Source organism: Streptomyces sp. B5E4 (genome assembly GCF_039871555.1).
Lineage (GTDB): Bacteria > Actinomycetota > Actinomycetes > Streptomycetales > Streptomycetaceae > Streptomyces.
Genome location: NZ_JBDPMI010000011.1, coordinates 213,371 through 224,528 on the forward strand (window position 1 = coordinate 213,371; position 11,158 = coordinate 224,528).

General features: G+C 72.6%; 9 protein-coding genes. 6 read left to right on the plus strand and 3 right to left on the minus strand.

Annotated elements, in window-relative coordinates; genetic code table 11:
* Position 1 precedes the first annotated feature (1 nt).
* On the minus strand, positions 2–1,219 hold the full coding sequence (locus ABGA99_RS17390) for a PAC2 family protein (protein ID WP_347581442.1): 1,218 nt from the start codon (positions 1,217–1,219) through the stop codon (positions 2–4).
* A 261-nt stretch (positions 1,220–1,480) separates the two neighbouring features.
* On the opposite strand from ABGA99_RS17390, the gene ABGA99_RS17395 reads away from it, so the two are divergent.
* The 6 genes from ABGA99_RS17395 to ABGA99_RS17420 all read left to right on the plus strand — a co-directional run bounded on the left by ABGA99_RS17395 (position 1,481) and on the right by ABGA99_RS17420 (position 8,468).
* Entirely contained in the window at positions 1,481–2,800 is a 1,320-nt protein-coding gene (locus ABGA99_RS17395) for an enolase C-terminal domain-like protein (RefSeq protein ID WP_347581443.1), read from the plus strand.
* A gap of 122 nt (positions 2,801–2,922) precedes the next feature.
* Positions 2,923–3,969 (plus strand): sugar ABC transporter substrate-binding protein, encoded by a 1,047-nt coding sequence (locus ABGA99_RS17400; RefSeq protein ID WP_347581444.1) that lies wholly within the window; start codon positions 2,923–2,925, stop codon positions 3,967–3,969.
* Between the two features lie 3 nt (positions 3,970–3,972).
* Entirely contained in the window at positions 3,973–5,604 is a 1,632-nt protein-coding gene (locus ABGA99_RS17405; protein WP_347581445.1) for a sugar ABC transporter ATP-binding protein, read from the plus strand.
* Positions 5,605–5,657: 53 nt separating this feature from the next.
* Positions 5,658–6,662, plus strand: a complete 1,005-nt coding sequence (locus tag ABGA99_RS17410) for an ABC transporter permease (protein ID WP_347581450.1) — start codon at positions 5,658–5,660, stop codon at positions 6,660–6,662.
* A 10-nt stretch (positions 6,663–6,672) separates the two neighbouring features.
* Positions 6,673–7,638 (plus strand): aldo/keto reductase, encoded by a 966-nt coding sequence (locus tag ABGA99_RS17415; protein ID WP_347581446.1) that lies wholly within the window; start codon positions 6,673–6,675, stop codon positions 7,636–7,638.
* A gap of 2 nt (positions 7,639–7,640) precedes the next feature.
* The gene (locus ABGA99_RS17420) at positions 7,641–8,468 is read left to right on the plus strand and encodes an amidohydrolase family protein (RefSeq protein ID WP_347581447.1); all 828 of its coding nucleotides are present in this window, start codon (positions 7,641–7,643) and stop codon (positions 8,466–8,468) included.
* A gap of 71 nt (positions 8,469–8,539) precedes the next feature.
* Here the strand turns inward: ABGA99_RS17420 and ABGA99_RS17425 are convergent, their stop codons facing one another.
* Together ABGA99_RS17425 and ABGA99_RS17430 are read right to left on the minus strand one after the other, a co-directional pair.
* Entirely contained in the window at positions 8,540–9,211 is a 672-nt protein-coding gene (locus ABGA99_RS17425; protein ID WP_347581448.1) for a FadR/GntR family transcriptional regulator, read from the minus strand.
* A 184-nt stretch (positions 9,212–9,395) separates the two neighbouring features.
* The gene (locus ABGA99_RS17430; protein WP_347581449.1) at positions 9,396–11,018 is read right to left on the minus strand and encodes a glycerol-3-phosphate dehydrogenase/oxidase; all 1,623 of its coding nucleotides are present in this window, start codon (positions 11,016–11,018) and stop codon (positions 9,396–9,398) included.
* Positions 11,019–11,158: the final 140 nt, after the last annotated feature.

Consider the following 11,158-nt stretch of genomic DNA (forward strand, 5'->3'; position numbering starts at 1 on the left):
GTCAGTCTTTGCCGCCGGCCTCGCCGTCGCCTTCGCGGCCGGGGCGCTTGCCGCCGCGGGCGTCCGCGTCGTCGTCGGCGTCCGCGTCGCCGTCCGCGGAGGCGTCGTCGCCGGCGCCGCTGTCCGCGCCGTCGCTGTCCTCGGTGTCGCTGTCCTCGGTGTCCTCGACGGGCCCGGTGTCCCCGTCGTCCTCGGCGGACCCGGAGTCCTCCTCGGCGCCGTCGTCCTCCGGCCCGGCGGCGTCCTCCGCCGTGTCCGCGGCGTCGCCGTCCTCGTCGCGCTCCTCCGGCGCCCGCGGCTCCTCCCGCTCGGTGAGGTCCGCGAGGGGCTGCGGCCCGGAGAGGTCGCGCAGGTACGGTCCCGCCCCCGGGTCGCGGCGGCGCAGATAGCGCTCGAACTCGCGGGCGATCGCCTCGCCCGACGCCTCCGGCAGCTCCGCGGTGTCGCGCGCCTCCTCCAGCGTCTGCACGTACTCCGCGACCTCGCTGTCCTCCGCGGCCAGTTGGTCCACGCCCAACTGCCAGGCCCGGGCGTCCTCGGGCAGCTCGCCCAGCGGGATCCGCACGCCGATCAGGTCGTCCAGCCGGTTGAGCAGCGCCAGGGTGGCCTTCGGGTTGGGCGGCTGGGAGACGTAGTGCGGGACGGCGGCCCAGAGGCTGGCGGTCGGCAGGCCCGCGTGCGTGCACGCCTCCTGCAGGATGCCGACGATCCCCGTCGGGCCCTCGTAGCGGGTCTCCTCCAGGTCCATCGACACGACCAGCTCCGGATCGGAGGTGACCCCCGTCACCGGTACGGGCCGGGTGTGCGGCGTGTCGCCGAGGAGCGCGCCGAGCAGGACGACCAGCTCGACGCCCAACTCGTGGGCGAAGCCCAGGATTTCGTTGCAGAACGAACGCCAGCGCATGCTGGGCTCGATGCCGCGGACGAGCACCAGGTCACGCGGGTTGCCCTTGCCGTCGGCGTCCGCGATCCGTACCGCGGACAACTGCGTGGTGGGCCAGGTGACCTTCCGTACACCGCCGTGGAGGGTGACGGTGGGCCGGTTGACCTGGAAGTCGTAGTAGTCCTCGGCGTCCAGCGACGCGAAGACCTCGCCCTTCCACTCCCGGTCGAGATGGCCGACCGCGGAGGAGGCGGCGTCACCGGCGTCGTTCCAGCCCTCGAAGGCGCAGATCATCACCGGATCGACCAGCTCGGGCAGCCCCTCCAGCTCGATCACCCAGCGCCTCCTTCCGGCGGTGACGGCCCCTGTGGCCACGTGCTCCGAAACATGCGGCCCCCAGCCTAAGGCTTCCCCGTGGGCGCGCCGTATCCCGTGCGGCACGAGTACCGATTCATCCGAGGTGTGCACCTTAAGGAGGGTTGGCAGCGCGTCAGTACGGATAAATCACTCACTGCCTCTGGACGTTGGCAAGCCCATCCCGCTATACATCGGATGACTGCCGAAAGATCCGATGTTCCAGACGCGAGGGAAGCCCGCATGCGACCGACTGTCACCGATTTGGACGTCTCCGACATCCGCTTCCCCACCTCACTGGAGCTCGACGGGTCGGATGCCATGCACCCCGACCCGGACTACTCCGCCGCGTACGTCGTCATCCGCACCGACGACCCCGGCGTCGAGGGGCACGGTTTCTGCTTCACCATCGGCCGCGGCAACGACGTCACCGCCGCCGCCATCCGCTCCCTCGCGCCCTACGTCGTCGGCCGCCCCGCGCCGCGTACCGCCGCCGAGCTGGCCGAGCTCTGCACCACCCTCACCCACGACTCCCAACTGCGCTGGCTGGGACCCGAGAAGGGCGTGATCCACATGGCCGCGGGCGCCGTGGTCAACGCCGCCTGGGACCTGGCCGCCCGGCAGGCGGGGCTGCCGGTGTGGGAGTTCCTGTCCCGCATGACCCCCGAGGAACTGGTCTCCCTCGTCGACTTCCGCTACCTCTCCGACGCCCTCACCCCCGACGAGGCGCTGGACCTGCTGCGCGCCGCCGAACCTGGCCGCGCCGAGCGGGCCGCCCTGCTGCGCGCCGAGGGCTACCCCGCGTACACCACCACCCCCGGCTGGCTCGGCTACTCCGACGAGAAGCTCATCCAGCTCTCCAAGGCCGCCGTCGCCGAAGGCTTCGGCCAGATCAAGCTGAAGGTCGGCGGCGACCTCGACGCGGACGTACGGCGCATGCGGCTCGCCCGCGAGGCCGTCGGCCCGGACGTCCGGATCGCCGTGGACGCCAACCAGCGCTGGGACGTCGCCGACGCCGTGCGCTGGATGACCGCCCTGGCCCCGTACGCGCCGCACTGGATCGAGGAACCCACCAGCCCCGACGACGTGCTCGGCCACGCCGCCGTGCGCGCCGGGCAGCCGGTGAAGGTCGCCACCGGCGAACACGTCGCCAACCGCGTGATGTTCAAGCAACTCCTCCAGGCCGGCGCCGTCGACTTCGTGCAGATCGACGCCGCCCGGGTGGCCGGCGTCAACGAGAACCTGGCCATCCTGCTGCTCGCCGCCAAGCACGGTGTGCCGGTCTGCCCGCACGCCGGCGGCGTCGGCCTGTGCGAACTGGTGCAGCACCTGGCCATGTTCGACTACGTCGCCGTCTCCGGCACCCGCGAGGACCGCGTCATCGAGTACGTCGACCACCTGCACGAGCACTTCACCGACCCGGCCGTCGTCGTGGACGGCCGCTACCGCGCGCCCGAGGCCCCCGGCTTCTCCGCGCGGATGCTCCCCGAGTCGCTGGCCGCGCACCGCTACCCGGACGGCCCGGTCTGGCAGGCCGTGGCCGAGCGGGAGCAGGGGAGCTGAGCCCCCATGCCCGACGCACCGCACACCGCATCCCACGCCGCACGGCCGGCTCCCCGGCCCGCCGCGGCCCGAGCCGAACCCTCCAGCCGCATACCCGAGACGAACGACGGGACGGGACTCCCATGCTGACTCGCAGACTCCGCACGACCGCCGTCGCGGCCTGCACCACCCTCCTGGCCATCGCCCCGCTCGCCGCCTGCAACCGCGGCAACGACGCGGCCGGCGCCGACGGCCAGGTCGGCATCGACATGCCGCGCACCGACAGCGACTTCTGGAACTCCTACCACCAGTACCTGAAGAAGGGCGTCTCGGACGGCGTCGTCGACGCCCTGCCGATCACCAACTCCCAGAACGACATCGGCAAGCTCGTCTCCAACGTGCAGGCGTTCACCGACCAGGGCGCCGACGCCGTCATCATGGCGCCGCAGGACACCGGCGCGGTCGCCTCCACCCTGGAGCGGCTGGCGGAGGAGGACATCCCCGTCGTCAGCGTCGACACCCGCCCCGACAAGGGCGACGTCTACATGGTCGTACGGGCCGACAACGAGGCGTACGGCATCAAGGCGTGCGAATACCTCGGCGAGCAACTGGGCGGCAAGGGCAAGGTCGTGGAGTTCCAGGGCGACCTGGCCTCCATCAACGGCCGGGACCGCTCGGTGGCGTTCAAGAAGTGCATGGACGAGAAGTACCCCGACATGGAGGTCTTCGAGCTGCCGACCGAGTGGAAGGGCGACGTCGCCTCCGCCAAGCTGCAGAGCGTCCTGGCCAAGGAGAAGACGATCGACGGCATCTACATGCAGGCCGGCGGCGTCTTCCTGCAGCCCACCCTCGCGCTGCTGGAGCAGAAGAACCTGCTCAAGCCCGCCGGCGAGGACGGCCACATCACGATCGTCTCCAACGACGGCATCCCCGAGGAACTGGACGCCATCCGCGACGGGAAGATCGACGCCACCGTCTCCCAGCCGGCCGACCTCTACGCCGAGTACGCGCTCTTCTACGCCCAGCAGGCGCTGAAGGGCAAGGAGTTCAAGCCGGGCAAGACCGACCACGGCTCGACGATCGTCAAGATCCCGAACGGGCTGGAGGACCAGCTCCCCGCCCCGCTGGTCACCAAGGAGAACGTCGACGACCCCGAGCTGTGGGCCAACCAGCTCGAAAAGCAGGGCTGAGCCGTGCCCGCGGCGCCCCCCGCCGTACGCGCCGACGGCGTCGTCAAACGCTTCGGCCCCACGCTCGCGCTCGACGGCGTGCACCTGGAGGTCGCGGCCGGCGAGGCACACGCCCTCGTCGGCCGCAACGGCGCCGGGAAGTCCACCCTCGTCTCCGTGCTCACCGGCATGGAGCGCCCCGACGCCGGCACCGTCACCTTCTTGGGCGCGCCCGCGCCGCCGTTCGGCGACACGGCGGCGTGGCGTGCCAAGGTCGCCTGCGTCTACCAGAAGCTCATGATCGTGCCGGACCTCACGGTCGCCGAGAACCTCTTCCTCAACCGCTTCACCGGCGGCGGCGCCATCAACTGGCGCCGGCTGCGCGCGCAGGCCCGCGAGCTGCTCGCGGCGTACGGCGTGGAGGTGGACCCCTCGGCGCGGGCGAAGGATCTCGGCGTCGAGCAGCGGCAGTTCGTAGAGATCGCGAGAGCCCTCAGCTTCGGCGCCCGGCTGATCATCCTCGACGAGCCGACCGCCCGGCTCGACGCCGGCGGCATCGACCGGCTCTTCGACAAGCTGCGCGAACTGCAGCGGCAGGGAGTCGCCTTCCTCTTCATCTCCCACCACCTGCAGGAGGTCTACGAACTCTGCGACACCGTCACCGTCTTCCGCGACGCCCGGCACATCCTCACCGCGCCGGTCTCCGGGCTGCCGAAGGAGGACCTGGTCGCCGCGATGACCGGCGAGGGCGCGCCCGCCGGCGCCGCGGTGCCGGCCGCGCTCCCGCGGCAGGCGAGCGCCGCGAGCGGGGCGGAACCCGTGCTGCGGGCCCGCGCGCTGGCCGTGGCCGGCGCGTACGAGCCGCTGGACCTCGCCGTGCGCGCCGGGGAGGTCGTCGGCCTGGCCGGCGCCGCCGCCAGCGGCAACACGGCGATCGGCGAGACCCTCGTCGGCATGCGGGCGCCCGACGGCGGCGGGGTCGAGGTGCGCGGGAGCGCCGTCCGCACCGGCAGCGTGCCGCACGCGCTGGAGGCCGGCATCGGCTACGTACCGGAGGACCGGCACGAACAGGGCCTGGTGCCCGGCCGCAGCGTGGCGGAGAACGCCACGCTCACCGTCGCGGACCAACTGGGCCCGTACGGCACCGTGCTGCCCTCGCGCACCCGCCGGTTCGCGCAGCGCATGATCGAGTCGCTGGACATCAAGACCTCCGGGCCCGGCCAGGACGTCGACGGGCTGTCCGGCGGCAACCAGCAGAAGGTCGTGATCGCCCGCGCCCTCGCCCGGGACCCCGGCGTGCTGGTGGCGATCAAGCCGACCGCGGGCGTGGACGTGAAGTCCAAGGACGCCCTGCTGGGCGTCGTCCGGCGGGTGGCCGAGGGCGGCAGCGGCGCCGTCATCGTCTCCGACGAACTGGACGACCTGCGCGTCTGCGACCGCGTGCTCGCGCTCTTCCACGGGCGGGTGGTCGCGGAGTTCGCCGGCGGCTGGACCGACCGGGAACTGGTCGCCGCCATGGAGGGCATCGAACCCGGAGACCGCGACCCGCAGCAGGACCACGGCGACACCACACACCGGCCGGACCAGTCAGACCGGCCGGACCAGTCAGATCGGCCCGACCAGCAGGATCAGCCGGAAAAGGGGCAGCAAGCATGACACGGCCTACGTCGACAGCGCCGCCGGCCAGCGCGGCCGAGGGCGGAGCGGCGGTGGAGAAGAAGCCGCAGTTGCAGCTCGGCGGGGTGGAGATCGACCTCGGCCGCTGGCGCGACTTCTCGCTCGTACCCGTCATCTTCGTCCTCGGCGTGATCGGCTTCATCGTCTCGCCCGCCTTCCTGACCTCCGACAACCTCATCGGCGTCGTCCAGCAGTCCACCGAACTCGGGCTGCTGGTCCTCGCGCAGGCGCTCATCCTCATCAGCGGCCGGATGGACCTGTCGCTGGAGTCGACGATCGGCGTCGCGCCGGTGATCGCGCTCTGGCTCGTGCTGCCCGCCGAGGGCGGCCGGTTCACCGGCATCGAACTGCTGCCGTCCGGCACGTCGATCTTCCTGTGCCTCCTCGTCGGCGCCGTCATCGGGCTCTTCAACGGCTTCCTCATCCTCAAGCTCAGAGTGAACGGCTTCATCGCCACGCTCGGCATGCTGGTCATGCTGCGCGGCCTGCACGAGGGCATCACGGGCGGCAAGTCCATCATCGAGGTGCCCGAGTCCTTCGCCTACCTCGGCAAGGAGAGCTGGCTCGGCATCCCGGCCGCCGTCTACGTCTGCCTCGGCCTGTACGCCGTCGGCGGGCTGATGCTCGGCTACCTGCGGCACGGGCGTGCGCTGTACGCCATCGGCGGCAACCCCGAGGCGGCGCGCGCCGCGGGCATCCGCGTCGACCGCATCACCTGGATCGTGCTGGCCATCGGCGGCATGCTCGCGGCCTTCGCCGGCGTGCTCTACACCGGCCACTACGGCTCGGTCTCCGCCGGCCAGGGCAAGGACATGATCTTCCAGGTGTTCGCCGCGGCGGTCATCGGCGGCATCAGCCTGCGCGGCGGGCGCGGCACCCTCTTCGGGGCGCTGACCGGCGTCCTGACCCTCCAGCTCGTCATCAACGTGATGACGCTCGCCGGCGTGCCGGCGGAGTGGACGAAGTTCCTCAACGGCGCGATCATCATCGTGGCCCTGGTCATTTCCCGGTTCGTCAGCGGCGAGAAACAGGACTGAGAGGCGGCGGATGCCCCCCATATCCAGGCTCGGCCTCGGCTGTGCCAACCTCGGCAACCTCTACCGGGCGATGCCGGACGCCACCGCGGCCGAGATCGTCGAGACCGCGTTCGCGCACGGCTACGGCTACTTCGACACCGCGCCGCACTACGGCGTCGGGCTGTCGGAGGAGCGCCTCGGCCGTGCGCTCGCGGGCCGGTCGCGGGACTCGTTCACCGTGTCCACCAAGGTCGGCCGGCGGCTGCGGCCCCTCGGCCCGGACGAGACCGAGCCCGGCCACGACTTCGTCGACACCCCCGCCCGCGGCCGGGTGTGGGACCTGAGCCGGGACGGGATCCGGGCGACGCTGGAGTCCTCGCTGGAGCGGCTGGGGCTCGACCGGGTGGAGATCGCCTACCTCCACGACGTCGAGAACCATCTGCCGCAGGTGTACGAGACCGCCTTCGCCGCGCTCGCGGAGCTGAAGGCGGAGAAGGTCGTCGGCGCCATCGGCTTCGGCATGAACTTCAGCGACCACCTGGCCCGGCTCGTCGCCGACCTCGACGTCGACGTGGTGCTGTGCGCCGGCCGCTGGACGCTGCTGGAGCGCAGCGCGTACGACGACCTGCTGCCCGTCTGCGAGCGGCGCGGCACCTCCGTCGTCGTCGGCGGCGTCTACAACACCGGGCTGCTCGCCGACCCGCGGCCCGGCGGGCGGTTCCACTACGGCGAGGCGCCAGGCGAGGTGGTGGAGCGGGCGCGCGGGATCGCCGAGGTGTGCGGCGAGTTCGGGGTGCCGCTGAAGGCGGCGGCGCTGCGGTATCCGTTCGCGCACCCGGCGGTCGTCTCCGTCGTCCCGGGCGCGTCCCGGCCGCGGGACGTCCGGGAGAACGCGGAGATGTTCGCGTACGACATCCCCGACGCGCTCTGGCCCGCGCTCGTCGAACTCGGGCTGCTCGACGCCGATCTGCCGCTGCCCGCGGCCGCGGGAGGGTGACCGTGCCCCGGATCGACGCCCACCACCACCTGTGGGACATCGGCCGCCGCCCGCAGCCGTGGATGGACGGCTCCTGGGCGGACCCGCTGCGGCGCACCTTCACCCTGGCCGACCTCGCGCCCCATCTGGCGGAGCACCGCATCGACGGCACGGTGCTGGTGCAGACCTCGTCGTCGTACGAGGAGACGGTGGAGCTCTGCACGGAGCCGGACCCGCCGGTGGCGCTGGTCTGCGGCTGGCTCGACCTGACCGCGCCGGGACTGGACGCGGACACCCTGCGCCGCACGCCCCCGCAGCTCGGGGCGCTGCGCCACCAGGCGGAGGACGAGCCCGACCCGCGGTGGCTGGTACGCCCCGACGTGCTGCGGGCGCTGGGGCTCGTGGGGGAGGCCGGCCTCGTGTACGACCTGCTGGTGACGCCGCGCGAGCTGCCGGCGGCGATCGCCGCGGCCCGCGCGGTGCCGCACACCCGGTTCGTCCTCGACCACGCGGGCAAGCCGCAGATCGCGGCGGGGGAGTGGCAGCCGTGGGCGGACCTGGTCGCGGAGCTGGCCCGGCTGCCCAACGTGACCTGCAAGCTGTCCGGCCTGGTCACGCAGGCGGACTGGGATCACTGGCGGCCGGCGGACGTGCTGCCGTACGCCCGGCACGTGATCGACGTGTTCGGGCCCGGCCGGATCATGTTCGGCTCCGACTGGCCGGTGTGCACGCTGGCGGCCGGCTACGGACGGGTGGTCGAGCTGGCCGAGGAGGCGGTGGCGGACCTGACGGCGGCGGAGCGGGAGGCGTTCTTCGGCGGCAACGCCCGCCGGGTCTACCTTCCGGACTGAGGCCGGGCGGCCGGGCGGCCGGGCGGCCCGGCGGCGGGGCGGCGGCGGGGGGCCCCCCCCCGGCCCCGGCATCACAGCGTCCGGCGCAGCCACTGCTCCACGCTCGCGATGTGCACCGTCGCCCACGACCGGGCCGCCTCCGCGTCCCGGCTGCGCATCGCGTCGAGGATCGCCCGGTGCTCGGTGAGCGTGCGCCGTACCGCGTCCTCCTGCGTCAGACCGCGCCAGATCCGGGCGCGGGCCGTCGGCCCGGAGAGCCCCTCCAGCAGCGAGCTGAGCACGGAGTTCCCCGACGCCTGCACGATCCGGCGGTGGAACTCCAGGTCGGCGCGGACCAGTTCCTCCACCGACGGGTCCTGGCCCAGCTCCGTCAGCTCCGCCTCCAGTGCGTCCAGCTCCGGCTCCTCGATGCCGGTGCAGGCCAGCGCGGTGGCGGCGGGCTCCAGGATGCGGCGTACGGCGAGCAGCTCCAGCACCGTGTCGTCGCGGTGGAAGTCGACGACGAAGCTCATCGCCTCCAGCAGCAGTTGGGAGTCGAGGCTCGTGACGTACGTGCCGTCGCCCTGCCGTACGTCCAGGATGCGTATCAGCGCGAGCGCACGTACCGCCTCGCGCAGCGAGTTGCGGGACAGGCCCAGCTCGGCCGCCAGCTCGCTCTCCTTGGGCAGCCGGTCACCCGGCCGCAGCTTGCCGGAGACGATCATTCCCTTGATCTTCTCGATCGCCTCGTCCGTGACCGCCATCTCGCGCCCTCCCTGACACAGACATCCGATGTCTGCGCGCTTCCATTATGACCTGCGTCCGGAGGAAGCGGAGCGGGGAGGGCGGCGAATCCGGCGGGACGCGGAAACGGGGGAGGGGAGAGGCGCCCCCATGGTGCCTCTCCCCTCGGACTTCCCCTCGGACTTCCGGGCCCGCCGCGGGCGCTCAGCCCTGCTTGCGCGCGAGGAGTTCGCGCACCCGTGCCCGCACGTCGGCGGTGTCCAGGCCGCGGATCGTCACCGTCGTACGGCGGCGCAGCACGTCGTCCTCCGTCTCGGCCCACTCGTGGTCGCGGGCGTAGACCACCTGCGCCCAGATCTCCGGCCCGTCGGGGGAGATGCGCTCGCCCAGGTCCGGGTTCTCGTTGACCAGGCGGGCGATGTCGAACGACAGCGAGCCGTAGTGCGTGGCCAGCTGGCGGGCGGTGTCCGGGGCCATGCGGTGGCCCGGGTCGCGGTCGACGAGAAGACGGTGCGCGACCGCGTGGGGGTTCGCCACGCCTGGCAGCGGCGTGCGCCGTACCAGGGACTTCACCGGCTGCATGTCCTCGGCGATCGCCCCGCCGTGATCCTTGGCGAGCTTGCCGAGCACCATCCGGCCGATATGCCGGTACGTCGTCCACTTGCCGCCCGCCACGGACAGCATCCCGCCGGCGCCCTCGGTGACGACCGTCTCCCGCCTGGCCTGCGCGGTGCCGCCGGGACCGCCCGGCAGCACCCGCAGCCCGGCGAAGGCGTACGTCACGAGGTCGGGCGACAGGTCGTCGTCGCGCACCGACAGCGACGCCTCGTCGAGGATCTGCGCGATGTCGGCGTCGGTCGGGTGCACGGCGGCGGGATCGCCCGCGTACGCCTCGTCCGTGGTGCCCAGCAGCAGCTGGTCCTCCCACGGCAGGGCGAAGGTGACGCGGTGTTTGTCCACCCACGTCGACATCGCGGCGCGCCACGGCGACCGCCGCTTGAGCACGATGTGCGCGCCCTTGGAGAGCCGGATGGACGGGGCGGCGGCCGCGTCCTCCATGCGCCGCAGGTGGTCCACCCACGGCCCGGTCGCGTTGAGCACCAGCCGGGCGTCGACGCCGAACTCGGCGCCGCTCAGCCGGTCCCGCAGGTCCGCGCCCGTCACCTGGCCGTGGGTGAAGCGCAGCCCGGTGACCTCGGCGTGGTTGAGGACGACGGCGCCGGCGCCGACCGCGGCCCGTACCGTCATGACCGCCATCCGCGAGTCGTTCATCTGGTGGTCGCCGAAGACCGCGACCGCCTTCAGCCCCTCGGTGCGCAGCGCGGGGATGTCCCGGGCGGCCCGGCCGGGGGTGATGAGGTGCCCCACGCCGTCGCGGAACGCGGACAGCGCGGAGTAGGCGAAGACGCCGGCGCCGAGCTTGGCGGCGCCGTGCGGGCCGCCCTTGTAGAGCGGCAGATAGAAGGGGAGCGGGTTGACCAGGTGCGGCGCTACGTCGCGGGCCAGCACCCGGCGCTCGTGGTGGTTCTCGGCCACCAGCTTCACCGCGCCGTTCTGCAGGTAGCGGATGCCGCCGTGGACGAGCTTGGAGGACGCCGACGAGGTGGCGCCGGCGAAGTCGCCGGCGTCCACCATCGCCACCCGCAGTCCCGACTGCGCGGCGTGCCAGGCCACCGAGGTGCCCAGGATCCCGCCGCCGATGACCAGGAGGTCGTACGTCGCCCGGTCGAGCAGATCCCGGGTCTCCGCGCGGCCGAGGGTGCGGCCGGCAGTCGGGTGCGTCCCGAGCGCGGGTATCCCCGCGGGGACGGTCTGCGGGAGAGTCATCGTCGCTACTCCTTGTCTTCGATCCAGCCCATGGTGCGTTGGACTGCTTTGAGCCAGTCCTTGTATTCGCGTTCGCGGGTGGTTTCGTCCATGCGGGGGGTCCATTCGGCGGCGCGGCGCCAGTTGGCGCGCAGGGTGTC

Coding starts and splice junctions, on each gene's coding strand:
- ABGA99_RS17395 (WP_347581443.1), top strand. CDS start 1,481: ATGCGACCGACTGTCACCGATTTGGACGTCTCCGACATCCGCTTCCCC.
- ABGA99_RS17415 (WP_347581446.1), top strand. CDS start 6,673: ATGCCCCCCATATCCAGGCTCGGCCTCGGCTGTGCCAACCTCGGCAAC.
- ABGA99_RS17430 (WP_347581449.1), bottom strand. CDS start 11,018: ATGACTCTCCCGCAGACCGTCCCCGCGGGGATACCCGCGCTCGGGACG.
- ABGA99_RS17400 (WP_347581444.1), top strand. CDS start 2,923: ATGCTGACTCGCAGACTCCGCACGACCGCCGTCGCGGCCTGCACCACC.
- ABGA99_RS17425 (WP_347581448.1), bottom strand. CDS start 9,211: ATGGCGGTCACGGACGAGGCGATCGAGAAGATCAAGGGAATGATCGTC.